This is a genomic window from Microvirga arvi, assembly GCF_016892765.1.
GTDB classification, from domain to species: domain Bacteria; phylum Pseudomonadota; class Alphaproteobacteria; order Rhizobiales; family Beijerinckiaceae; genus Microvirga; species Microvirga arvi.
Window position 1 is genome coordinate 14750 of sequence record NZ_JAFEMD010000039.1, and the last position, 23748, is coordinate 38497.

The following is a 23748-nucleotide window of genomic DNA, read 5'->3' on the forward strand; positions in this document are numbered from 1 at the left end:
GGACCGCTCCCTGCCCCACTCTTGCGACGCCTCGCGAGCGCGCCCCTCGAGGGCGGGGATGCCCAACGATATAGCCGAGCTTAGGACGATTGTCAAGAACAAAATGAGAACGTACACCCTGCCCTCTCCCCTTTAGCGGGAGAGGGTGGCCCTCGCGTCAGCGAGGGTCGGGAGAGGGGCAGTGCGAGACCGATGACGCCCCCTCTCCCGGCTCACTTTCGTTCGCCACCCTCCCCCGCAAAGGGGGGAGGGAACGCCCGCACCCCGTCATGGCCGTCCTTGGACTTGATCCGGGGATCGTCCCGGTGATGACGGGGAGGGTGTCAGGACCGAGGAAGCTTAAAACCGCAAGAGTGTCATTCCCGGCCGGAGCGCAGCGGAGGGGAAGGGAATCCATAGGGACGAGCCTCATCATGGATCCCCTTCCCGGTCCTGCGGATCGCCGGGGATGACACGGGGAGCTGTGGGCTAATCCACGAACCAGGGATAGGTCCAGGTCTCTGTCAGGGCCCGGTTGCCGGCGCGCAGGAAGGCGCGCAGGTCCGTGGACTGCCCCGGCTCCAGCCTGACATCGATGGCGGCGCGAAAGCCGTCGATGTGGGGGTTGGGCATCAGGAAGGTGTTGGTGATCTGGCCCGTGGAGGTGGAGGGCACCAGCTGCACCTGTTCCGGAGCGCCGAGATAATAGGGCAGGTTGCCGCCGGCGAAATCGATGATGAACCGGCGATGTTGAGGATCGCTCGGAGCGTTCGATCCGCTGGCGCGCGGCGGCGTCTGGAAGGTGTTGACCGCCTTTCCGCCCGGATGCATGGCGCTGATCGCGGCGGCAGCCCTCAGACGGTAGGAGAGCACGACCTCCTGCCCCGGCTCGTAAGCGCGGTTCGGCTGCCAATAGGCGACGATGTTGTCGTGTGTCTCATCCCCTGTCGGGATCTCGACCAGTTCGACCCAGCCTTCCCCCCATTGCCCCACGGGCTCGACCCAGTAGCCGGGCCGCTGGTGGTAATGCGCTTCCAGATCCTGGTAATGCTCGAACACCCGGTCGCGCTGCATCAGGCCGAAGCCGCGAGGATTGTTGTCGCTGAAGGACGAGATCGTCTTCTTGTTGGGATTGCGTAACGGACGCCAGATCCATTCACCGGCGCCCGACTGCATAAGCAGGCCATCCGAATCGTGCAGCTCCAGCCGGAAATCGTCGGTGGGCTTCCGGTCGTTCTCGCCTTCGAAGTACATGGAGGTGAGCGGCGCCAGGCCCACATTGGTGATGGTTTGGCGCGGGAAGAGCGTGGCCGTGACGTCGAGGGTCGTCTCCTTCGACGGGTAGATCTCGAACCGGTATGCTCCCGTCACGGAGGGGCTGTCGAGAAGGGCATGGATGATGGCCCGCTCGTCGTTGGGCTTGGGCATCTCGACCCAGAACTCGCGGAAATGCGGAAACTCCTCCGCTTCGCCGCCTTCCACGTTGATCGCGAGTCCGCGCGCCGAAATGCCGTATTTCTGACCGGCTCCGAGGAAGCGGAAATAGCTCGCGCCGAGGAAGGCGATGAGCTCGTCCAGCAGCTTGGGCTCGTTCAGCGGGTAGTGCAGCCGGAAGCCCGCAAAGCCGAGATTGACCGGCAGCGGCCGCTCGATCTTGTTGCGGCCGTAGTCGAACAGCTCCCGCTGGTAGGGCACGGGGGCCGGGACGCCCTCGCGGATGATGTTCACCGTCACCGGGCGTGGATAGAGGAAGCCGAGATGAAAGAGCTGCATCCGGAACGGTCCGTTCCCCGAGGCGAGCAGGGCCCTTTCAGGGCGGAAGCGGATGTCGCGGTAATCGTCGAAGCTGAGCCGGTTCAGGGGCTCGGGCAGCTGTGTCGGCGGAGCCTCGAAAGGTGCCGTCGACAATTCGCGGGCTCGGCGCACCACATCCTCGTAGCGGAAGGGCGTGGGCTGCGGCACCCCGTTCTGCTGGGCGGAAGCCTGCCGGCTTGAGGCGGACAGCGCAGTCGCTGCGAGCAGGCTTTGCAGGAGGGTGCGGCGGGACAGGTGCGTCATGGCAGTGGAGCTGTTCTCATCTTGAGGGAGCGGCCGGGCTTCGAGAGCGGAATATGGGGCCTCAGCCCTCATCCGTGTAGCTCGACCGCTTAATGGAAGCTGAATGGTGATGCGGGCAAGACACAGGTCTCGGCAGGGTTAAAAAAATCCTCGGACAAGGCCCAAAAACTCTTGTGATCGGGGGCGAATGTGCTTATTTCAGCCTTGCCCAATTTCGCACGTGCCTGTGGTCGTGTGTCGGTTGGTGGGCATCCGGACAAGAGGCCGGACAGCCGCCCGAGTGCGCTCTAGCTCTCGATACCCCTAACCGGCAGCCGGAGGCGAAAACCGGCGCACCTCGCTCTCAGCGGGGGACGCGACTTAAAGCAACGACGAACGGGCTTTTTTGGTCTCGTTGGCCCTCCAAAGGTCAACACCGAAGAGGCTTGTTTATCATTGCCAGGCGTGCGGATGGAGTATCCCCATCCAATCCAAGGCAGCATCTCCGGGTGAAGAGCCCATCGCGCCTCTCGTGTCTCCATCGCACGAAGCGGGATGCCATCTTCCCTCGCTGACGCCGGACGGCAGGAATCCTGATCGTCTGAATTTCAATCCGGAGGCTCCACAAGACCTCCATTGAACCTTTGGTGGGGAGAGCGCCGTGACTCAGCGCATCCGTGAATTCCTGCGCAACCGACGTGAGGACGGCCCGTGCGTGGTCGTCGACCTCGAGGTCGTGCGCGACAACTACTCCAAGTTTGCCCGTGCGCTCCCCGACACGCGCGTGTTCTACGCCGTGAAGGCGAACCCGGAGCCGCAGGTGCTCAAGCTCCTGGCCGAGCTCGGCTCGTGCTTCGACACGGCGTCCGTGGTCGAGATCCAGCTCGCGCTCGACGCCGGCGCCACGCCTGACCGCATCTCGTTCGGCAACACGATCAAGAAGGAGCGCGACATCGTTCGTGCGCTCGAGCTTGGCGTGCGCCTCTATGCGGTCGACTGCGAGGCGGAGGTCGAGAAGATCGCCCGCGCTGCCGAGACGGCTGGCATCGAGGCTTCCGAGGTGAAGGTGTTCTGCCGCATCCTGTGCGACGGCGCCGGCGCCGAGTGGCCGCTCTCCCGCAAGTTCGGCTGCGTGCCAGAGATGGCCGTGGACGTGCTGGAGCATGCGCACCGTCAGGGCCTCGAGGCTTACGGCGTGTCCTTCCACGTGGGCTCGCAGCAGCGCAACACGGAAGCCTGGGATCAGGCTCTCGGTTCCGCCTCCGCGATCTTCCGTGAGTGCGCCCACCGCGGCATCCACCTGTCGATGGTCAACCTCGGCGGCGGCTTCCCGACGAAGTACCTGAAGACGGTCCCGATGGTCGAAGCCTACGGCGAGTCGATCTTCCGGGCGCTGTCGAAGCACTTCGGCAACCGCATCCCGGAGACGATCATCGAGCCGGGCCGCGGCATGGTCGGCAATGCCGGCATCATCGAGACCGAAGTCGTCCTGATCTCCAAGAAGAGCCGGGACGAGGACGAGGTGCGCTGGGTCTATCTCGACATCGGCAAGTTCGGCGGACTCGCCGAGACGATGGACGAGTCGATCCGCTACCCGATCCGCAGCGAGCGCGACCACGACCGCAAGGTGCCGTGCGTGCTGGCCGGTCCGACCTGCGACTCGGCCGACGTTCTCTACGAGAAGGAGCCTTATCCGCTCCCCATCTCGCTGGAGATCGGCGACAAGGTGCTGATCGAAGGCACGGGAGCCTACACGACCACCTACTCGGCGGTCGCATTCAACGGCTTCCCGCCGCTGAAGTCCTACGTGATCTGATTCACGTCCCGCCTGCCTCGTGAAACGAGGCAGGCATCAACCCCCAAAGAGTTGTCCCGGACGGCCGGCTTTTAGTTCAAGCCGGTGCGAGGGCTGTCGCTCACCCCACGTATTGGGAGGCCACGGCCATGATCACGATTCGCGAAGAAACCTTCCACGATGTCGAAGCGCGCGAGGCGCTGCTCGATTCCTGCTTCGGACCTGCCCGGTTCCAGAAGACCTGCGAGCGCCTGCGCGAGGGCAGGATGCCGGCCAACGGGCTGTCGCTCGTCATCGACCGCAACAGTGAGATCATCGGGACCGTGCGCCTGTGGCACGTCTCCGCCGGTGCGAACCGCGCAGCCCTGATGCTCGGCCCCATCGCCATCGATCCGTCCGTGCAGAGCCTCGGCCTCGGGGCCAAACTGATGCGCGAGTCGCTCAAGCGTGCTGCCGGCCTCGGTCACAAGGCGGTGCTGCTGGTGGGCGATGCGCCCTATTACGAGCGCTTCGGCTTCTCGACCGAAAAGACGGGCTCGCTGTGGCTGCCAGGTCCCTACGAGCGCAACCGCTTCCTGGCACTCGAATTGCAAGCCGATTCGCTTTCAGGGGCGAAGGGGCTTGTCTCGGCAACCGGAGCTATGGAAGAAAAGCCTGATCTCGGCCTCCTCGTGGCTGCGGCAGCACAGGGAGCGGGATCCCTGACAGCTTTCTAGAAGCTGCACACCAGATAGAGAAATGAGAGGCTCGCGATGAATGAAGTCCCCGATCGCGAGCCTCTTCGGGAGGTTCTGCAAGGCATCGCATCCGTTAGGCAACTTGGCAAAAGGGAAGATTTCGATGCGGCTCTGGCCCTCGCGCGAGACTTGCTTGATCGCTTCCCAGGCTGTGCTGCCTTATGGATGCTCAGCGGTCGCCTGATACAATTGGCCAAGAACGATGACGCTCCATTGGATCAGATCCTCCAATGCTTTGAGAATGCTGCGGCACTGGCGCCGCATGATCCGGAGTGCAGCATAGAGCAGGGCTATTTCCTCTATGCTGTTCAGGATCGAACAGAAGCAGGCCAAGAGCATTTCGCGGCGGCTGCCACGAAAGCACGTGAACTCCTTCGCGAAGCACTCATCGGCCAGCTCAGATGCGCTGTGGAGCGCGGCAATAGGGAAGCAAGCCTCGAAATCATCAGAGAGGCCGACGCCATATTCCCGGAAGATTTCGACATCCAGATTCTGAAGGATGAGTTGGCGTCGCAAATCGGAAAATAGGCGGAAATCCTATAATGGCTGCAACCGTTCGGCCCTCGGATTGGGCAGCACAAAGGTGATGGCAGCCGCCGCCAGCATGTAGGCGACGAAGCCTAAGCAGATCGCTTCCAGGCTGATCCCGGCATCGAACAGGAGGCCGATGGCGCCGGGCGTCGCGGCCGATGCCACCACCATGATCGCACCCGCAAGCGCGCGGATCTTGCCGAGATGCGTGGTGCCGAAGAGCTCGGCCAGCACGGCTGCGATCACCACATTGGTGCAGCCGGAGGTGAGGCCGATCAATCCGAAGAATACGAGCGGCAGGAACGGCGCGTCGAAGGTGGCGAGGACAAGGGACGCCGCCGTCATGCCGGCCAGGTAGAAGTGGCTGAGGCGCACGGCTCCGAATCGATCGATGAAGGTGCCAGCCGTCATGGCAACGACGACCGATACCAGGGCGAAGAGCGTGATGCTGCTCGCCAGGAGCTCGAGGGACCAGCCTTTCACCTCCGCGATGAAGCGCTGATGAAAGAAATAGGCCGTCATGATGGCCGGATAGCCGATCATGGTGGGGACGAGCGCGAGGAAGCGCCAGTCGCGCAGAATGTCTTTCCAGCGCGGCCCTGCCTCGCTCGAAGCCTTCCTGTGCGCGGCTTCATCAACGGACGGATCCTTGCGCCTGATGGCAAACCCGAGCAGCCAGCCGAGGCAAAGAGCCACGATGATCGTAACCGATGCGGTGCGCCAGGCGCCCGTCCAGCCGATGGCCGTGATCAACGCGATGGCAACGGCGGGAAAGAATGCCTCGCCGGCCGGGAAGCCGAGGGCCGCCACGCCCAGCGCCCTGCCGCGCACGCCTTCGCCGAGGCGGGCGGTGCTCATCACGCCCGCATGGCTCAGCATGCCCTGGCCGAAAAGGCGCAGGGCAAACAGGCTCAAGCCGAGCACGATCACATTGGGGGCCAGCGACAGGCTGAGCGCTGCCGCTGCCAGGCCAAGCATGGCCGTGGTGGCGTAAAGCCGGATATCGACCCGGTCGATGACGCTGCCGACCCAGATCATCAGCAGGCCCGAGGAGAGGGTCGCGAGGGAGTAGATCGAGCCGAAGGCGCCGTGCGTCAGGCCGAAGGCCGCGCGGATGTCCGGCCCCGACAGGGAAATGAAGAAGGTCTGGCCGAAGGAGGACAGGAAGGTCAGGGCGAAGCCCAGGCCGATCATGCGCCCGTGGCGCATGAGAAGTTCGTGAAATTTCATCGGTCGCAGTCGGTTCAGGGTATCACGGCGGCCATCATGAAGCCTTGTTGCACATTGTCGAGGGTGGATTGAGCATGGCAGGGCGGACTTGAGCCATCGGGCCTTCGCCATGCGTCAGGATATGGCTTGCAGTGCCTGCCGGAGCCTACAGGCATTGACCCCAGGGGCTCCTCAATCCTAGATGCGCCCGAAACCGTTATCCGGCGTTGACCTTTTTCATCGCTGCTTTCGCAAGGAGACAGACCCGATGACCACCTGGCCCGTTCATGGTCGTATCAGCGGCCCCATCGTCATGATCGGCTTCGGCTCGATCGGGCAGGGCACCCTGCCGCTCATCGAGCGTCATTTCGAGTACGACAAGAGCCGCTTCGTGGTCATCGATCCGCAGGAGAAGCACAAGGAACTGCTCGACGAGCGCGGCATCCGCTTCATCCAGAAGGCGGTGACCAAGGACAATTACCGTGAGCTGCTCACGCCGCTGCTGACCGCAGGCGGCGGTCAGGGCTTCTGCGTCAACCTCTCGGTGGACACGGGTTCCGTGGACATCATGGAGCTGTGCCGTTCGCTCAACTGCTTCTACATCGACACCGTGAACGAGCCGTGGGCCGGCTTCTATTTCGACAAGAGCAAGGGGCCGGAATCGCGCACGAATTTTGCCTTGCGCGAAGTGACGATGGAGGCGCGCCGCCGCAATCCCGGCGGCACTACGGCGGTGTCCTGCTGCGGCGCCAATCCGGGCATGGTGTCCTGGTTCGTCAAGCAGGCGCTGGTGAACGTCGCAGGCGATCTCGGCATCACCTATGACGAACCGAGGAGCCGCGAGGATTGGGCGCGTCTGGCGCAACGCGTCGGCGTCAAGGGCATTCACATCGCCGAGCGCGACACGCAACGCGCCAAGTCCGAGAAGCCGATGGGTGTTTTCGTGAACACCTGGTCGGTGGACGGCTTCGTGTCGGAAGGCCTGCAGCCGGCCGAGCTCGGCTGGGGCACGCATGAACAATGGATGCCGGAGAATGCCGGCACGCTTGGGCCGGACGCGCAGGCGATCTACCTGCTCCAGCCCGGCGCCAACACCCGCGTGCGCACCTGGTGCCCGACGCCCGGCTCGCAATACGGTTTTCTCGTCACGCACAACGAGTCGATCTCGATCTCGGACTATTACACCGTGCGCGAGAACGGGAAGGCCGTGTACCGGCCGACCTGCCACTACGCCTATCATCCGTGCAACGAGGCGGTGCTCTCGCTGCACGAGATGTTCGGCAGCGCCGGCAAGTTCCAGGAGGAGCAGCACATCCTCGACGAGAACGAGATCGTGGACGGCATCGACGAGCTCGGCGTGCTGCTCTACGGCCACGGCAAGAACGCTTATTGGTACGGCTCGCAGCTCTCCATCGAGGAGACGCGCCGCGTGGCGCCCTACCAGAACGCCACCGGCCTCCAGGTGACCTCCGCCGTGCTCGCCGGCATGGTCTGGGCGCTGGAGAATCCCAATGCCGGCATCGTGGAAGCGGACGAGATGGATTTCCGCCGCTGCCTCGAGGTGCAGATGCCCTATCTCGGCCCGGTGAACGGTTTCTACACTGACTGGACCCCGCTCACTGACCGCCCCGGCTTCTTCCCGGAGGACATCGACACCTCTGATCCGTGGCAGTTCCGGAACGTTCTGGTGCGATAACACATCCAGAGCCCTCCTCCCCCTCGTGGGGAGGAGGGGAAAATGGAGCAGACTGCATGCCCCACTTCGACGAGTTCTACGCCAACAAGCTCCGCGGAGGTCTTGGCGTCACAGATGCCGAGAGCGTGCTCGATCTGCGCGGCGCATCCCGCGAGCAGGCTGCGGCTTCGATCCAGGACATGCTGGAGCGCAGCCGCTTCGGGGCGCCCAAGGCGGTGGCCATCCGTCTCGATGCGCCGGCGGAGGGTGGAGGCGAGACCCTGTTCCAGCCCATCGGCAAAGCCCTGCTCGAGGCCAAGAAGCGCGGCTGGATCGACCGCCTGCAGACGCTGCCGGCGCAGGATGGCTTGGGCTTCTACGTGGTGCTTGCCGGAAAACCGGAGCGCGAGGCCTGAGGCTGTATCAGGCCTGCACCACACTCCGCCTTGAACGCGAACGCCGGAAGAGACTGCGCAGGAAGCCCGAGAGCAGAAGCAGGCCGCCCCAGACGGCGATGAAGCCGATGGCCGTGGAGAGAAGGCCTTCCTCCGTCACCGGCAGGGCCGGCTCGAAGTCGCGGGAAACGGCTTCCATGATATCCGTGTCGCCGTCGCGAACCATGAGGGCGACGCGGGCGAAGGGGCCCGCCTCCAGCATGGCTGCCCGATGGGTTTCCAGACGGCTCAAACGCTCCACATTCGCCTGCATGGCCGTGCCCTGGCGGCTGACGAAATCGTCCGCATTGGAGCGCAGGCGCGTGATCGCGCTCTCCCGCGTCACGCCGCTGGCTTGGGCATCCCTTTCGAAACGGCTGATCACCTGCCGCAATTCGTCAACCGCACCGCCGAGACGCTGACGGTATTGCTGCCCGAATTCAGGCCCTTGCGAAGCGACAATGCCGCCGAGGAGCCCCATTCCGAAGGCGACGATGCGAGTGATCCGGGACAAGCTTGATCTCCTCAACCGTGAAGAGCCGCGAGGATATCTTGTTCCATGACCTCGTCGAGGGGCTTGGGGACCTTGAGCGCCCGCGTCTTTTGTCCGGGCTCCATCACGAGGATGACAGTCTCGATTCCCGGGCAGCCGGGATCGTTGCATGCGATCTCGTTGACGGCGAAAGCCGTTTCAGGCGATGCCCGAAGCGCTGAGCGGGCCAAATCCTTCACTTGGTCCACGGTCTGCTTGTCGGGCTTCGGCAAGCCGAAGCTTCCGCGCAGGAAGGCGCCGAAGCGAGCCACCGGCGACCTCATGCGGGCAGGGTCAGAATGCCGGCCTGACCGTCCTCGCAGCCGAAGGCCAGACGTTTGCCGGCCTTGTCCCAGGCCATGGCCGTGATGCCGCTATCCTTGACGGCAGGGCGCACCAGAAGCTCGGAGGCGTCCGTCAGGCGGATGAGCAGGATGCAGCCATCTTCATAGCCGGCCGCGAGCACATAGGTGTTCGGGTGGAAGGCCACCCGGCTGACCTTCGCCGGGCGCACGCCGCATTCCCGCGGGGCCTTGCCCATGGGGCCCTCCTTCGACTCGAAGGGCCAGATGATCGCAGCCTCCGCGCCGGAGGTGGCAAGCCATTTGCCGTCTCCCGACCAGGAGAAGGAGCGCGTCTTCGACGGATAACCGCTCATGCGCATATGCCCCTTGTCGGGGATGAGGCGCCAGCCGTGCAGGGAATTCTCCTGCATGGAGGTCACCACGAAGCGGGCATCGGGCGACCAGGTGACGTCGAGGTGGGAGCCCTTCCATTCGAGCCCTTCGGGCTTGGCCTCCACGTTGGGAAACCAGAGCGTGGCGCCGTTGTAGTGAGAGATCGCCAGCCGGTAGCCCTTGGGTGCGAAGGCGAGCCCGCGCGCGGTGGAGGGAACCTCGAGAATCTTCTCGCGACCCTTGTCGTCGCGGGCGATGACCCGCTTGCCCACTGCATAGGCGAAGGCGCCGCCCGCGTTGACGGCGAGCGAGTCGATCCAGGCGCCCTTGGTCTCGGCCAGGGTCTTGGTGGAACCGTCAGACCCGGTGACGGCGACGCGGCCGTCGTCACCGCCGGTGACGAAGCGCTCGCCATCGCAGGCTCCCACCAGCACGCCCGCGTCTGGATGAGCTTCCACCCGATGGGTCTCGCCATCCTTTGCCAGCAGAACGCCGCCATCCCCCAGGCCGAAGGCCGTCGTACCCTTCAGCCAGCCGAGGGCCGTCACATGCGCGCCCGCCTCCACGGGCGTCACGCTTTGGGTCAAGGAGGGGGCGGTTCCTGTACTCATCGAGCAATTCCTTCAGATTGGCTGCCCATACCATAAATCGACGCTAGGGGGGCAAGATCGTCGTGAGGTTCGACAGGCACCATACGCATGGCCGGAAGGACTAAGACCTTTGCGCCTTAGACCGGCTGGGACGCCAGACCCATGATGCGCGTTCTCGAATCAGGAGCGACATATGCGGATCTTGCCTCTGATCACCCTCACTATCGCGATCGCGATGCCCATGGGCCTTGCTGCCCAGGAGCAGCGCGGCGCTACGACGGCAAGGGAGGTGCTGAAGGCCGCCTGCGAGAGAGACGCCCGCCTGATCTACAGGACGGGCAACACTACGGCGCCCGACCTCCGTGAACAGATGCTGGCCGCCCGCAAAGCCTATGTCCGCGACTGCCTCGTGAAAGGGAATGCGGTTTCCGGGTGAGCCGCAGAACGCCTCACAGGGGAGCCCGTAAGCCGGCAGGGACGAGGTGCTTTATGCCGCGCAGGCGAGAAAGCCCTCTCGGATCGCCTTCTCGTTCAGATCGCGCCCGATGAACACGACCTTGGAGGTGTGCTTCTCGCCAGGCTTCCACTCGCCCTGCACATCGCCGTCGAGGATCATGTGAACGCCCTGGAAGACGAAGCGTTTCGGCTCATCGGGGAATGCCACGATGCCCTTGCAGCGCAGGATGTTCGGCCCCTCGACCTGGGTGAGATTGGAGATCCAGGGCATGAACTTCTCCGGGTCGACCTCGCCCTCCAGGTGCACGGCGACGGACTGCATGTCCTCGTCGTGATGGTGGTGATGGCCCTCCTCGAGGAAATCGGGTTCGAGTTCGATGATGCGGTCGAGATCGAAGGCCTTGCGATCGAGCACTTCCGAGATCGGAATGGCGCAGTTCTGTGTCCGGTGGACCTTGGCATAGGGGTTGATGGCGCGAATGCGGGCTTCGACCTCGTTTAGCTCAACCGCGGACACGAGATCGATCTTGTTGAGGATGATCACGTCCGCGAAGGCGATCTGGTTCTTGGCTTCGGGCGCATCCTTCAGCCGGTCCGAGAGCCACTTGGCATCGGCTACCGTCACCACCGCGTCGAGGCGGGCGGCGTCGGAGACGTCCTGGTCCATGAAGAAGGTCTGCGCGACGGGGGCAGGATCGGCAAGGCCCGTGGTCTCGACGATGATGGCGTCGAACTTGCCCTTGCGCTTCATCAGCCCGTCGAGGATGCGGATCAGGTCGCCGCGCACGGTGCAGCAGATGCAGCCGTTGTTCATCTCGAACACTTCCTCATCGGCGCCGACGACGAGCTCGTTGTCGATGCCGATCTCGCCGAACTCGTTGACGATCACGGCATATTTCTTGCCGTGCTGTTCGGTGAGGATGCGGTTGAGAAGGGTGGTCTTGCCGGCGCCGAGATAGCCTGTGAGGACGGTGACGGGGATCTTGTCGGTCATCGGATAATCCGCAACGTTCATCTCCCACGAGCGGGGAGGGTGGATGATCAGCTCGAAAGGGCCGCGCTGAAAGCCCTTATATTGTGTCTCATCATGTCAATGTAAGTGCCAGCAGGGCCATTGGGCTCCGAGAGCGCATCGGAATAGACCTGGGACCCGATCTTTGCCCCGGTTTCCGTGGCGATGCGCGCCATCAGGCGGGCATCGGAGACGTTCTCGACGAAGACGGCGGCAATCCTCTCGCGCTTGATCTGCTGGATGATCCGGGCCACGTCCTTCGCCGAGGCCTCCGAGTCGGTCGAGACGCCCTGGGGCGACACGAAGTCGATGCCGTAGGCGTTCTCGAAATAGCGGAAGGCATCGTGGGAGGTGATGATCCTGCGACGCTCAGCGGGAATGCCTGCGACGAGGCTCTTCACCTCCGCTTCCAGCTCGTCGAGCTGCTTGAGATAAGCCGCGGCATTGGCCTCGTAAGCCTCCTTGCCGGCCGGATCGGCGGCGATCAGCGCATCCCGGATATTGGCCACGTAGATCTTGGCGTTGCCGATGCTCTGCCATGCGTGGGGATCATCGCCATGGCCGTGGTCATGTCCATGGCCGCCCTCCTCACCCTTGAGCGGCTTCACGCCTTTGGCAGCCTCGATGCTGACGGCCCTGGTGCCGGAGGATTTGACGAGACGGTCGATCCAGCCTTCGAACTTCAGGCCATTGGTGAAGACGATCTTCGCTTCGGTCAGGCGGCGCCCATCGGCGGGTGTCGGCGAATAGACATGGGCATCGCCGTTCGGGCCGACGAGAATCGTCACTTCGAGCTTGTCGCCGCCCACCTTGCGCACCATGTCGCCCAAAATCGAGAAGGTCGCCACGACCTTCATCGTGCTGGCATTCTGGGCCGCTGCCGGCAGGGCAGGCACGGCAAGGGTGAGGCATCCTGCCAGAAGGGAGACGGCAGCTCTTCTCGTCAGCATGGTCTTGGTCCTCGTTGGGAGGGTTCAGGCTTCCAGGTGCCGGCCGGGCCAGGCGAGCCACAGCAGGCCGCCCTCGCGCCCCAGCACGACGGAGATCACATAGATGGCCCCGGCCGACAGGATGATCGCCGGTCCTGCAGGCAGTTCCGCATGGAACGAGAGCAGCAGGCCGCTCAGGCCCGAGACGATGCCGATAAGGATGGAGACGAGCATCATCATGGTGATGTCGGTGGTCCAGAAGCGGGAGGACGCTGCGGGCAGCATCATCATGCCGACCGCCAGCAGGGTGCCGAGCGCATGAAAGCCGCCGACCAGGTTCATGACGACCAATCCTAAGAAGATCAGGTGCGTCGGCGTTCCGGCGCGGCTCACCGAGCGCAGGAAGATGGGATCCACGCATTCGAGCACGAGCGGGCGATAGAGCACCGCCAGCGCCACGACGGTGATGGTGGAGATGGAAGCCAGCAGCAGGAGCGTGTTGTCGTCGAGCGCCAGCACCGTGCCGAAGAGCACGTGCAGCAGGTCCACGTTTGAGCCGCGCAGCGACACGATGGTGACGCCGAGCGCCAGGGACAGGAGATAGAAGGCTGCCAGCGATGCATCCTCCTTCAGCGCGGTGAAGCGCGAGACGAGGCCCGCCGCGACGGCGACGATCACGCCCGCGAACAACCCGCCGATGGTCATGGCCGGCAGGGAGAGGCCGGCGACGAGATAGCCTACAGCGGCGCCCGGCAGGATGGCATGGGCCATCGCATCGCCGGTGAGACTCATGCGCCGCAGCATCAGGAAGACGCCCACAGGACCTCCGCCCAGGGCAATGGCCATCACGCCCACTAGGGCGCGCCGCATGAACTCGAATTCGGAAAAAGGCGCGTAGAACAGGTCAAGCATGGAAGGCGCCTCAGGCGACGTGGCGATGACAGACATCCGCATGCGGATCGTATGCCTCGACCATGCGGCGGGCCTTCAAAAGGTTCTCTGGACTCAGCACCTCCCCCGTCTCGCCCCAGGCCACGGGCTCGCGGGCGATCAGCAGGGTTTGCGGAAAGGTGCGCCGGACCATGTCGAGGTCGTGCAGCACGGCCACGACCGTCCGGGCTTCGTCATGCCAGCGACGGACGAGGTCGAGCAGGTCGGCGGTCGTCTTGGCATCGATGGCGGTAAACGGCTCGTCGAGCAGGATCACGGGAGCGTCCTGCAGGAGGAGGCGCGCGAAAAGCGCTCGCTGCATCTGCCCGCCCGAGAGGGTGGATATGGGCCGCCGCTCGAAGCCGGTGAGGCCGACTGCCGCCAGCGCGTCCTCGATCCTGGTGCGGTCCTGGCGTGCAACGCCGCCGAAGAGGCCGGAGCGGGACCAGAGACCCATGGCGACGAGATCATAGACCGAGAGCGGAAAGGACCGGTCGATCTCGGCCGCCTGGGGCAGGTAGGCGATGCCGGAAGCGGGGCCTTTCAGGTCGATGCGGCCCTCGAGCGGCTTGAGGGTGCCGACGATGCCCTTGAGCAGGGTGGACTTGCCGGCCCCGTTCGGCCCGACCACGGCGATCAGGCTGCCGGCCGGGATATCACCGTCGAGGTGATGCACGGCGGGCCTGCGGCCATAGCCCAGGGTCACCTCGTCGAAGCGGATGGCGGTCGATGCCGAGGACATGCGTTAACCCGTTACCGCGAGCACCAGCAGCCACAACCCCGCCAGGACAACGGCGGATCCGGCCAGACGCTGCCCGACCGAGAGGCGCAGGAGCGAAAAGGTCGGAGCGGCGGCGATCGCCCGATGCGCATGGTGGTGATGGTGGTGGCCCTGTGACATGGCCCCTTACATAGACCGATCCGGCGCCGATTTCCAGGGGCGTACAGTATTTTATACGCCCCTTCAACAATATGGTTTCTAAGGCTTAATCTCAGAATGCCGGGTGGTACTGGTAGAGCCAGGTTTCGCTCAGGACTTCGTTCCCGTTGCGCAGATAGCACCGCATCTCCACCGGCTCGGTCCCGGTCGCCGTCAGGTCGAACTGGGTGCGCCAGTGACCAGGCACGTTGTTGGGCACCGCCTCGGTCAGAACGTTCGTGAACTCGCCGCGGGAGGCCGAGAGCACGGGCTGGGGGATCACACCGCTCGGCAGCTTGGTCAGGGGCTGGCCGATGAACTCCACCATGAACTTGCGCACGCCCTTCGGCCGGTTGGTGCCGGCCTGCCCGCCATTGCCGAAGCGAGTGGCAACGACCCGAGCGAGCGGCGTCGGGTAGGGCTCCTCCGCCGACCAGTGCATGCGGTAGCGCAATTCGATGGCCTGACCCGCGCGGACAGGATCGGCGGGCACCCACATGGCGACGATGTTGTCGTGGATCTCGTCGTCCGTCGGGATCTCGACGAGCTGGATCGAGCCCCGGCCCCAGGTGCCCTGCGGCTCGATCCAGAGGGAGGGGCGCCGGTCATAGTAAACGCCGTCGAGGTAATGGTCGAAGTTCCGGTCGCGCTGGAGCAGGCCGAACCCCTTCGGGTTCTCGTCGGCGAAGGCCGAGGTGATGATGCGCGGCGGGTTGTTGAGGGGGCGCCAGATGCGCTCGCCGCCCCCGGTCCACATGGCGAGCCCGTCCGAATCGTGGATTTCCGGGCGCCAGTCGACGGCGGTGGTTTTCGACTTTTCCGAGTACCAGTACATGGAGGTCAGGGGCGCGAGGCCGAGGCGGCTCACGTCCTGACGCATGTAGACCGCGCTGTCGATGTCCATGATCACCGCGGCCGCCCGCTGCATGACGAAGCGATAGGCGCCGGACACGCTCGGGCCGTCGAGCAGGGCATAGACGGTCACAGTGTTCGAACCCGCCTGAGGCGTCTCGAAATAGACATGGGTGAAGTCGGGAAACTCCTCGTTCTTCCCGAAGACGGCCACGTCGACGGCAAGGCCCCGGGCGGAGAGGCCATACTGGTAGAGTTCGCCGATGGCGCGGAAATAGGAGGCACCGAGAAAGGCCACCCAGTCGTTCTTCTTCCAGTCGAGCTTTCCGGTGCGCGCCTCCTGGAAGCGGAAGCCGGCAAAGCCGGAATTGTCCGGCAGCTTCCGGGCCGGTGAGTCCGCCGGCATGTCGAAGGAGTCGCTGTCGTAGATGATCTCGCGGGCTTGGCCGCCTTCGACCACATGCATGCGCACCGGTTTCTGGAAGAAGCGGCCCATGTGGAAGAAGGTGACCGGAAACTCGCTGGGGCCGTTGGCCCAGAGCGCCAGATCCGTCTTGAACCGGATCTTGCCGTGGGCGTCGTAGTCGATCTGGTAGAGCACCTCAGGCGATGGGCTCGGCGGCGCGACGTAAGGCGAGCGCGCCATGTCCTGCGCCCGCTTCTTCAGCTCATCGAAGGAGAAGGGGGAGGGGGTTCCCATCTTCAGGCCCTGCTGCGCCAGGGCCGGAGCGGAAAAGCCTTGGGCAGCCAAGGCGGCCGTTGCGGTTGCGGTCTGGAGGAACTGGCGGCGATTGATCATGGATGAGCGCATGTATCTGTGGAGGGACGCACCCCTACCGACCAAGGTGGCAGGATTAAGTCCCTCTTAGCCTCTTGAGAAATCTTCGTCAGCGGTCAATGTAGCCCCACACACAGGCCAGCGACGACTGCGCCGTAAATTAGGGAGTACGCTATGCATCGAAAAGTCATGCGCCGCCTCATCGGCGCAGCGGCCGCCATCGCGCTGGCCGGGGCCAGCATCCCGGCCCAGGCCCAGGATTTTATCAATGTCCTGACCGGCGGCACCTCCGGTGTCTATTACCCGCTCGGCGTCGCGCTCTCCAAGGTCTTCACGGACAAGGTGCAGGGCTCCCGTCCCTCGGTTCAAGCCACGAAGGCCTCGGTTGAAAATCTGACGCTGCTGCAGCAGGGCAAGGGCGAGATCGGCTTCACCCTCGGCGACAGCCTCGCCATGGGCTGGGCCGGCGACGAGGAGGCTGGCTTCAAGGGCAAGCTCGACAAGCTGCGTGGCATCACGGCGATCTATCCCAACTTCATCCAGATCGTCGCCACCCAGGAATCCGGCATCAAGTCTCTTGCGGATCTCAAGGGCAAGCGTCTCTCCGTCGGCGCGCCGAAATCCGGCACCGAGCTCAATGCCCGGGCGATCCTCCAGGGCGCGGGCCTGTCCTACAAGGATCTCGGCAAGGTCGAGTACCTGCCCTTCGGTGAGTCGGTCGAGCTCATGAAGAACCGCCAGCTCGACGCGACCCTGCAATCGGCCGGTCTCGGCGTGTCCTCCATCCGCGACCTCGCCACCTCCGTGCCGATCGTCGTGGTGGAGATTCCCGCCAGCGTCGTGGACAAGGTCGGCACGCCCTACGTGAAGGCCACGATCCCGGCGAACACCTATGGCGGCCAGACCGCCCCCGTGCAGACGGCTGCGGTGGTGAACTACCTTGTCACTCATTCCGGCGTGAAGGACGAGACCGTCTACCAGATGACCAAGGCGATCTATGACAGCCTGCCGGATCTCGCCGCAGCCCACGCCGCCGCCAAGGACATCAAGCTGGAAAGCGCGCTCTCCGGCATGCCCGTCCCGATGCATCCGGGCGCCCAGCGCTACTTCGACGAGAAGGGCGTGAAGAAACAGGGTTCCTAAACCTATCGACCTGTTTGACAATCCAGCCGGGGCAGGTGAACTGCTCCGGCTTTTTCATGACGACAACAATCCGGGCCAGGGAGAGCCGCACGATGAGCCAAGGGGTCAACACTTCGGAACTCGCGCAGATGGAAGCGCCAGCGGAATCGGTCAATCCGGAGCACGGTCTTCCCGAGAGCTTCGGCGAAGGGCTCCTCGGACGGCTGCTCTTCTGGATCGCCGTCTCGTTCTCCACCTTCCAGATCATCACCTCGTTCGGCATTCCTCTCGATCAGCCGTTCATTGCAGGCTTGAGCCTCACGCATCTTTTCGCCGTCACGATGGTGGCCTGGGCCGCCTGGCTGGTCGGACTTGCCGTGCGCCGACGCAGCATCGTCGACGGCCTCATGGCCTGGATTGCCATTGCCAGCGCGTTCGGGCTGGTGCTCTGGTTTGGCGGCAGCATGCCGAGCCAGGTGGTGCGCACCATTCATGTGGGCTTCCTGTGCCTTGTGGCCGGAGCGATGATCGCCAACCATCGCTCAGGTTCGTCGTCGCTCCGCGCCATCGGCTGGATCGTCGGCTTCGCGAGCTTCCTCATCGGGCTGTACCACTGGGCATTCTACGAGGAGCTCGTCATTCGCGCCGGTGATCTCACGAGTGTCGATCTCGTCGTCGGCATCGCCGGTCTCGCCATCCTGATCTATCTCATCTGGCGCGTGATGGGGCCGGCTCTGCCCATCGTGGCCGGCCTGTTCCTGTCCTATTGTCTGTTCGGGCACTGGCTGCCCGCTCCTCTCGATCATCGCGGCTACTCGCTCGATCAGGTGATCGAGCACATGTCGTTCGGGACGGAAGGCATCTACGGCACCCCCACGCTGGTCTCGGCGACCTACATCTTCCTGTTCATCCTGTTCGGCGCCTTCATGGAAAAGGCCGGCGTCATCGATTTCTTCAACGACATCTCGATGGCGGTCTTCGGCGACAAGCAGGGCGGTCCCGGCAAGGTTTGCGTGGCATCCTCCGCGCTCATGGGCACGGTCTCGGGCTCCGGTGTCGCCAATGTGGTGGCTTCAGGCCAGTTCACGATTCCGCTCATGAAGCGCTTCGGCTTCAAGTCCGCCTTCGCTGGCGGCGTCGAGGCGACGTCGTCCATGGGCGGCCAGATCATGCCACCGGTCATGGGAGCGGTTGCCTTCATCATGGCCGAGACCATCGACGTGCCGTACTCGAAGATCGTCGAGGCGGCGATTATCCCGGCCATTCTCTATTTCGCGGCCTGCTATCTTGCGGTGCATCTGGAGGCTGGCAAGAACCATCTCAGGGGCCTGCCGAAATCCGAGCTGCCGAATGCCTGGACCGAGATGAAGAAGAAGTGGTTCCTCCTCGCGCCGCTCTGCGTCCTGGTCTATCTGCTCTTTGCCGGATATACGCCGCTCTTCGCCGGTGCCGTGGGCTTGTCGCTCACGGTGGCTTTGATCCTCGGCACAGCCATCGTGGCGGGCTTTGCCACCCCGGCCCTGCGTGTGGCGTTCTGGATCGGGCTCGCCTTGCTCTCGGCCTATTCACTGGCTTCGACCGTCACGCTCGTCGTTCTCGTCGTTGCAGCGCTTTCACTCTGGAACGCTTTCTCGGGCCGCGGGCGCACGACCTTGCAGGCCTGCGTCGATGCCATGGCGGACGGCGCGCGTCAGGCGCTACCCGTGGGCCTCGCCTGCGCGGTGGTCGGCATCGTGATCGGCACCATGACGCTTACGGGGCTCGGCACCATCGTCGGCACCTGGATGATCTCCATCGGCAAGGAGAATATCTTCGCGGCCCTCGTGCTCACCATGATCTTCAGCCTGATCCTGGGCATGGGCATCCCGACGATCCCGAACTACATCATCACCTCGTCGCTGGCCGCACCCATCCTGCTGCAGCTCGACGTGCCGCTCATCGTCTCGCACATGTTCGTCTTCTATTTCGGCATCATGGCGGACCTGACGCCGCCAGTAGCGCTGGCGGCCTTCGCGGCAGCACCCATGGCGAAGGAATCCGGCCTGAAGATCGGCGTCCAGGCAGTCAGGATTGCGCTGCCCGGCTTCGTCATTCCCTACATGGCCGTGTACGATCCCACCTTGATGCTGCAGCCGGTGCCGGGACTTGAGGGAGCAGGCTACTGGTTCGCAGTGGCCTACATCGTCATCAAGGCGACGCTTGCCATGACCCTTTGGGGAATGGCTGCGGTCGGGTTTTTCCTGAAGCCTCTGGTGTGGTGGGAGCGGATCTGGGCGACCATCGCGGCGGCGCTGCTCGTGGCGGCGATCCCGCTCACCGACGAGATCGGGTTCGTCCTGTCGGCGCTCTTCATCGGCTTCCACGTCTGGCAATCCCGCAAGGTCGCCACGCCGGTCATCGGCTGATGATCTGCCTGCTCGCTGGCTCGACGATCGCGCCTCTCATGGCGGGCGCGATCACGCTCGCCTGGACGCATTCGGTCGAGAAGATCGTCTGGGAGGAGGATTGGCGCTCAGTCCCGGCAGGGCTCGAACTCGTCGAGGCACGGGTGCGCGGGTCCGGTGCCGGGATGGAGCCGCCGCCGGGGGCGACGCTCGTCAAGGGCGTTTGGTCATGGAAGCCGAGCCTGCCGCCACAGGTGCAAGTGGTCATGCGCCGCTCGGGCGCGACGGCGGATTGGCGGATCTGTATCGCAGGCCAATGCCGCCCGATGGAAGCCTATGTGTCGCCTGAGGCCGATCCGATCGTGATGAAGGTGTGCGATAAGTCTTAGGCCCGGCCGGTCAGGGGCTCGACCGCCACGCAGCGGCGCCAGAGGTTCACGAGGACGTAGAGGGCAAAGAGGCTGAAGAGGGCCATCAGCGCATAGCCCACGTAATCGCCGAGTTCGAACAGACCCGCAATGGCCCAGCCGGCGGCGATCGCGACGCCGAAGACTTCCGCCCCAACCAGGATCATGATGCTCATGATGGTGATCACGTTGCGCCAGTTGGTGCTTTTCGCCTGAGCCACTGCTGCCTCACTTTGATATCTTGCGGATGGGACTACCCTAAACGCCCCCTCCGGTGCAAGGTCTGCTCGAATCTCATTCTGTCGCGCCTCACATTCAAGAGACCATGCCCGAGACCCCCGTCTTCTCGACTGCCGCCGTCGCGGCTCCCCACACCCTCGCAGCCGAGACCGGCCAGACCATCCTGGCCGCAGGCGGCAACGCCATTGAGGCCATGGTCGCCATGGCAGCCAGCATCGCGGTCGTCTACCCGCATATGAACGGCATCGGCGGTGACGGGTTCTGGCTCGTGCGGGAGCCGAAGGGCCGCATCCATGCCCTCGACGCCTCCGGGCCGGCGGGATCGCTCGCCACGATCAAGCGCTACCGGGAGAAAGGCTATGACGCCATTCCGCCCCGCGGTCCCGAGGCGGCTCTCACGGTTGCAGGTGCCGTCAGCGGTTGGGGCCTTGCGCTCGAGCTGTCCCGGGCGCTCGGCGGGCAACTGCCCCTCGATCTGCTGCTCGGAGATTCCATCCGCTTGGCCCGCGACGGATACAAGGTCTCCCGCTCAGAGGAGCGGTTCAAGACCAGCGAGGAAGTCGCCCTTTATGAGGTTCCCGGTTTTGCCGAGGCCTTCCTGGTGGAGGGCAAGAGAGCCCCGGAGGGCACGCTAAGGCGCACACCGCGCCTCGCCGACACCCTGGAACGGCTCGCCCATGCGGGCCTTGCCGATTTCTACCGCGGCGATGTGGGACGGGAGATCGCCCTCGATCTGGAGCGGATTGGCAGCCCTATCACCCGCCGCGACCTGGAGACTTATCGCGCCCGCGTCGTCGAACCACTCGCAGTTCGGCTCAGGCACTCGACGGTCTACAACCTGCCGCCGCCGAGCCAGGGACTGGCCACCCTTCTGATCCTCGGAATGGTCGAGCGTCTCAAGGATCTTCGGGGCGAGACGCCTGAACGCCACCATGCGCTCATCGAGGCCTCGAAGCGCGCCTTCGCCATCCGCGACCGGGTGGTCGCGGACCCGCGGACCCTCGCCCACGACCCGGCCTCCTTCCTCACGCCCCGGGCGCTGGAAAGAGAGGCTGCCCTCATCGACATGAAGCGTGCTGCCTCCTTTCCCCTGCCGCGCCCGATCGACGGGGACACGATCTGGATGGGGGCCATCGACCGTGACGGGCTCGCCGTATCCTATATCCAGTCCGTGTTCTGGGCCTATGGCTCGGGCTGCCTGCTGCCAACGACGGGTGTCCTCTGGCACAATCGCGGCACGGCCTTCTCGCTCGACCCCGCGAGCCGCAACCGGCTGGAGCCCGGCCATCGGCCGCTCCATTCCCTCAATCCGGCCGTGGCCGTGTTCGACGATGGGCGAGTGCTGTCCTTCGGGGCGATGGGCGGCGAAACCCAGCCCCAATTCCTCAGCCAGATCTTTTCGCGCTACGCAGAGGCCGGCATGGGGCTGGCGGACGCGGTGGAAGCGCCCCGCTGGCTGCTCGATGCAAGGTTGCGCGAGCGCGAGGCCGTGCTGAAGGTGGAGAGCCATTTCGACCCTGGCCTGATCCGCGGCCTCTCACGGCTCGGCCATCGAATCGAGGAGATGGACGAGGCCTATTCCGGACGCTTCGGCCATGCCGGCATGCTGGTGAAGCACCCACGCAACGGGCGGGTCGAGGCCGTGCACGATCCCCGCTCGGATGGTGGGTCGCTGGGACTCTAACCGGTCGTCCAGAGTCCGTAGAGGAGGCTCGCCCCCAGCACCAGCACGAAGGCGGCGGCGAGGAGCTCCAGTCCGGCAATGGCGATGGCACCGGATGCGCCGCGCCCGCCGGCCACTCTCAACGCCATGGCCTTGAAGAAAACCGCGAGCGCCGCGATGGCGCTGGTGGTGAGCGCGGTGCCGAGCGCCATGGCGAAGGTCGCCGCGATGCCGGCTGCGAAAAGCCCTTGCGACAGCGCGAAGACCAGGACGATGAGGGCTCCGGCGCAGGGGCGGATGCCGGCCGCGATGGCCACGCCCGCCATGTCGCGCCAGCGCGTCAGGCGGCTGAGCTCTTCCGGCGGCGGCAGATGGGCATGGTCGCAGGTCTCCTGAACCGAAGCGAAGGGATTCCGAGCGAGCACCATGACGCCCAGCACCTTGCCGGCCTTGCGCCAGGTGATGACGGCGCCGACCAGTGCCACGGCGATGAAGCTCGCCAGCTCCACGTTCATGGCGAGCCTGTTCATGGTGGAGGCGGTGGCCCGCAACGCGAGGCTGACGACCGACACGATGGCGATGGCGACCAGGGCCTGCACCAGGGCTGCCGCCAGACTCAGGAGGAAGCCTCTGCGCAACGCTTTCTCGTCGGCCACCAGATAGGCCGAGATCACGCCCTTGCCGTGTCCCGGACCGGCGGCATGGAAAATTCCATAGGCGAAGCCGACGAAAAGGAGCGAGAAGAAGGCCGAACCGTTCTCCTTCATCTCGCGCACGCCCGCCCGCAAGCTCGCGTAGTAATCGGATTGGACGGAGAGAATCCAGGCGCCGATGCTCCCCGAAGGGGTGGCCTCACGAAGGCCCATGCCGAACGGATTGCGCGGCGGCGGCTTGCTCACCGGCCCGAGCCACAGGCCGATCAGGCCCATGGCGGCGGCCACGACCGCGATGGCGATGAGCATGACGCCGAGCCGCCGCCACAGCGGCGTTCGGCCGGCGCTCGCAAGGGCGGAGGCGTCGGACGTCAGGGACATGCGATGATGGCCCTGTTGGCGTATTCCACGCCCAGGTCCTGCGCCTGGATGGCGCCCTCGTCCTGCAGGATCTTCTGCATGGTGGCGTCGAGCGGCTTTGCCTTGGCGATCGTCGTCACGCAGCCCTGCGGGGCATTGGCAAGGGAAACGGCGGCGTTGCCCTCCGTCAGGCTGAAATAGACGAAGAACGTTGGGTCCTCGATTTCGATGGAGACCGCTCCCGTGGGGGCTGCCGGCGCCTTGAGGGGCAGGAGGAAGGACATGGCGACCTGTGTTTTCTCCATGGTCATTCGGGCCTCCCTAGGCGCGTCGAAGGCCTGAGGCTTCCCTCGCGCCTTCAGCACGGTGAAGTAGTCGAACTCGTTCAGGGAGGCGGCGTTCTCGTCGGCGAGTTCCTGCAGCTCCTCCGAGGTCAGCTTGCCGTCGTTGTTCTTGTCCAGCCCCTGCGTGACATAGGCCGTGTAGGCCTCGTCGAAGGTCCAGTGGTGGCGGACGCCCGTTACCCGCCCGTCGGGCGCGAAGACGATCTCCGCTTTGGCGGTGACCCAGACATGGGGATGGGCGAGGGCCGGCGGGGCCGAGCCCACGACCAAGGCAGCCAGGGCGGATTTCAGACCGAAATGGCGTGTCATGCGATGACCTTGGTGAGTAACATCTCCGGCCAAAGCCGGGGGCAGCCGTGATATGAGGGTTTTATGGTTAACAGAGGCGAAACGAAGGCGCTTGATTGACGGGTCCCGGCATTTATGTCAGCATTACTGACATATTCACCACAACTAGACCGGATCACCGGCAGCGGGGCAAAGCCCCAGGAGGAAAACGGATC

24 protein-coding genes are annotated in these 23748 nt (G+C 64.6%); 10 read left to right on the forward strand and 14 right to left on the reverse strand.

Annotated elements, in window-relative coordinates; translation table 11 throughout:
- Positions 1-468: 468 nt before the first annotated feature.
- Complete coding sequence (locus ILT44_RS20870; protein ID WP_204241545.1) at positions 469-2037, reverse strand: OpgD/OpgG family glucan biosynthesis protein; 1569 nt, start codon at positions 2035-2037, stop codon at positions 469-471.
- Between the two features lie 640 nt (positions 2038-2677).
- Between ILT44_RS20870 and ILT44_RS20875 the strand changes: the two genes are divergently transcribed.
- The 3 genes from ILT44_RS20875 to ILT44_RS20885 all read left to right on the forward strand — a co-directional run bounded on the left by ILT44_RS20875 (position 2678) and on the right by ILT44_RS20885 (position 5076).
- The gene (locus tag ILT44_RS20875; protein ID WP_204241546.1) at positions 2678-3832 is read left to right on the forward strand and encodes a type III PLP-dependent enzyme; all 1155 of its coding nucleotides are present in this window, start codon (positions 2678-2680) and stop codon (positions 3830-3832) included.
- A gap of 128 nt (positions 3833-3960) precedes the next feature.
- Positions 3961-4527 carry a GNAT family N-acetyltransferase gene (locus tag ILT44_RS20880; protein ID WP_204241547.1) on the forward strand — a complete coding sequence of 189 codons (567 nt, stop codon included), beginning with the start codon at positions 3961-3963 and terminating at the stop codon, positions 4525-4527.
- 36 nt (positions 4528-4563) lie between these two features.
- Positions 4564-5076, forward strand: coding sequence for a hypothetical protein (locus ILT44_RS20885; protein WP_204241548.1), 513 nt, complete (start codon positions 4564-4566; stop codon positions 5074-5076).
- 9 nt (positions 5077-5085) lie between these two features.
- Here ILT44_RS20885 and ILT44_RS20890 read toward each other — a convergent pair whose 3' ends face one another.
- Complete coding sequence (locus ILT44_RS20890) at positions 5086-6309, reverse strand: MFS transporter (RefSeq protein WP_204241549.1); 1224 nt, start codon at positions 6307-6309, stop codon at positions 5086-5088.
- 247 nt (positions 6310-6556) lie between these two features.
- Between ILT44_RS20890 and ILT44_RS20895 the strand changes: the two genes are divergently transcribed.
- Entirely contained in the window at positions 6557-7984 is a 1428-nt protein-coding gene (locus ILT44_RS20895; protein ID WP_204241550.1) for a homospermidine synthase, read from the forward strand.
- A 56-nt stretch (positions 7985-8040) separates the two neighbouring features.
- Complete coding sequence (locus tag ILT44_RS20900) at positions 8041-8379, forward strand: hypothetical protein (protein WP_204241551.1); 339 nt, start codon at positions 8041-8043, stop codon at positions 8377-8379.
- 7 nt (positions 8380-8386) lie between these two features.
- Here ILT44_RS20900 and ILT44_RS20905 read toward each other — a convergent pair whose 3' ends face one another.
- Genes ILT44_RS20905 through ILT44_RS20915 form a run of 3 tightly spaced genes read right to left on the reverse strand, consistent with a single transcriptional unit; the run spans position 8387 to position 10217 of the window.
- Complete coding sequence (locus tag ILT44_RS20905; RefSeq protein WP_204241552.1) at positions 8387-8911, reverse strand: DUF2937 family protein; 525 nt, start codon at positions 8909-8911, stop codon at positions 8387-8389.
- Positions 8912-8922: 11 nt separating this feature from the next.
- Complete coding sequence (locus ILT44_RS20910; RefSeq protein WP_204241553.1) at positions 8923-9201, reverse strand: hypothetical protein; 279 nt, start codon at positions 9199-9201, stop codon at positions 8923-8925.
- Between the two features lie 8 nt (positions 9202-9209).
- Positions 9210-10217, reverse strand: coding sequence for a WD40 repeat domain-containing protein (locus tag ILT44_RS20915; RefSeq protein ID WP_204241554.1), 1008 nt, complete (start codon positions 10215-10217; stop codon positions 9210-9212).
- Between the two features lie 172 nt (positions 10218-10389).
- On the opposite strand from ILT44_RS20915, the gene ILT44_RS20920 reads away from it, so the two are divergent.
- Positions 10390-10632, forward strand: coding sequence for a hypothetical protein (locus ILT44_RS20920; RefSeq protein WP_204241555.1), 243 nt, complete (start codon positions 10390-10392; stop codon positions 10630-10632).
- A 51-nt stretch (positions 10633-10683) separates the two neighbouring features.
- Here ILT44_RS20920 and ILT44_RS20925 read toward each other — a convergent pair whose 3' ends face one another.
- The 6 genes from ILT44_RS20925 to ILT44_RS20950 all read right to left on the reverse strand — a co-directional run bounded on the left by ILT44_RS20925 (position 10684) and on the right by ILT44_RS20950 (position 16093).
- Positions 10684-11646 carry a CobW family GTP-binding protein gene (locus ILT44_RS20925; RefSeq protein WP_204241556.1) on the reverse strand — a complete coding sequence of 321 codons (963 nt, stop codon included), beginning with the start codon at positions 11644-11646 and terminating at the stop codon, positions 10684-10686.
- Between the two features lie 47 nt (positions 11647-11693).
- On the reverse strand, positions 11694-12614 hold the full coding sequence (locus ILT44_RS20930; protein ID WP_204241557.1) for a metal ABC transporter solute-binding protein, Zn/Mn family: 921 nt from the start codon (positions 12612-12614) through the stop codon (positions 11694-11696).
- Between the two features lie 24 nt (positions 12615-12638).
- Positions 12639-13505, reverse strand: coding sequence for a metal ABC transporter permease (locus tag ILT44_RS20935; RefSeq protein WP_204241558.1), 867 nt, complete (start codon positions 13503-13505; stop codon positions 12639-12641).
- Between the two features lie 10 nt (positions 13506-13515).
- Positions 13516-14265, reverse strand: coding sequence for a zinc ABC transporter ATP-binding protein AztA (aztA, locus tag ILT44_RS20940; RefSeq protein ID WP_204241559.1), 750 nt, complete (start codon positions 14263-14265; stop codon positions 13516-13518).
- A 3-nt stretch (positions 14266-14268) separates the two neighbouring features.
- Entirely contained in the window at positions 14269-14424 is a 156-nt protein-coding gene (locus ILT44_RS20945) for a hypothetical protein (protein ID WP_204241560.1), read from the reverse strand.
- Between the two features lie 91 nt (positions 14425-14515).
- On the reverse strand, positions 14516-16093 hold the full coding sequence (locus ILT44_RS20950; RefSeq protein WP_204241561.1) for an OpgD/OpgG family glucan biosynthesis protein: 1578 nt from the start codon (positions 16091-16093) through the stop codon (positions 14516-14518).
- Positions 16094-16246: 153 nt separating this feature from the next.
- On the opposite strand from ILT44_RS20950, the gene ILT44_RS20955 reads away from it, so the two are divergent.
- The 3 genes from ILT44_RS20955 (at position 16247) to ILT44_RS20965 (ending at position 19967) form a co-directional block, all read left to right on the forward strand.
- Entirely contained in the window at positions 16247-17215 is a 969-nt protein-coding gene (locus ILT44_RS20955; protein ID WP_204241562.1) for a TAXI family TRAP transporter solute-binding subunit, read from the forward strand.
- 92 nt (positions 17216-17307) lie between these two features.
- Positions 17308-19599 (forward strand): TRAP transporter permease, encoded by a 2292-nt coding sequence (locus ILT44_RS20960; RefSeq protein WP_204241563.1) that lies wholly within the window; start codon positions 17308-17310, stop codon positions 19597-19599.
- A complete protein-coding gene (locus ILT44_RS20965; protein ID WP_204241564.1) occupies positions 19599-19967 on the forward strand; it encodes a DUF1850 domain-containing protein in 369 nt (122 codons plus the stop codon). The genes ILT44_RS20960 and ILT44_RS20965 overlap by 1 nt, the downstream gene beginning before the upstream one ends.
- On the opposite strand, the gene ILT44_RS20970 is transcribed toward ILT44_RS20965, so the two are convergent.
- The gene (locus ILT44_RS20970) at positions 19964-20161 is read right to left on the reverse strand and encodes a hypothetical protein (RefSeq protein ID WP_239468420.1); all 198 of its coding nucleotides are present in this window, start codon (positions 20159-20161) and stop codon (positions 19964-19966) included. The genes ILT44_RS20965 and ILT44_RS20970 overlap by 4 nt on opposite strands.
- Positions 20162-20310: 149 nt before the next feature.
- Between ILT44_RS20970 and ILT44_RS20975 the strand changes: the two genes are divergently transcribed.
- Positions 20311-21909: a gamma-glutamyltransferase family protein gene (locus tag ILT44_RS20975; RefSeq protein WP_204241566.1), complete on the forward strand. Its 1599-nt coding sequence runs from the start codon at positions 20311-20313 to the stop codon at positions 21907-21909.
- Here the strand turns inward: ILT44_RS20975 and ILT44_RS20980 are convergent.
- Together ILT44_RS20980 and ILT44_RS20985 are read right to left on the reverse strand one after the other, a co-directional pair.
- A complete protein-coding gene (locus tag ILT44_RS20980) occupies positions 21906-22922 on the reverse strand; it encodes a nickel/cobalt transporter (protein ID WP_204241567.1) in 1017 nt (338 codons plus the stop codon). The two genes, ILT44_RS20975 and ILT44_RS20980, sit on opposite strands and share 4 nt — an antisense overlap.
- Entirely contained in the window at positions 22913-23554 is a 642-nt protein-coding gene (locus ILT44_RS20985) for a DUF1007 family protein (RefSeq protein ID WP_204241568.1), read from the reverse strand. Before ILT44_RS20985 ends, ILT44_RS20980 begins: the two co-directional genes overlap by 10 nt.
- Positions 23555-23748: the final 194 nt, after the last annotated feature.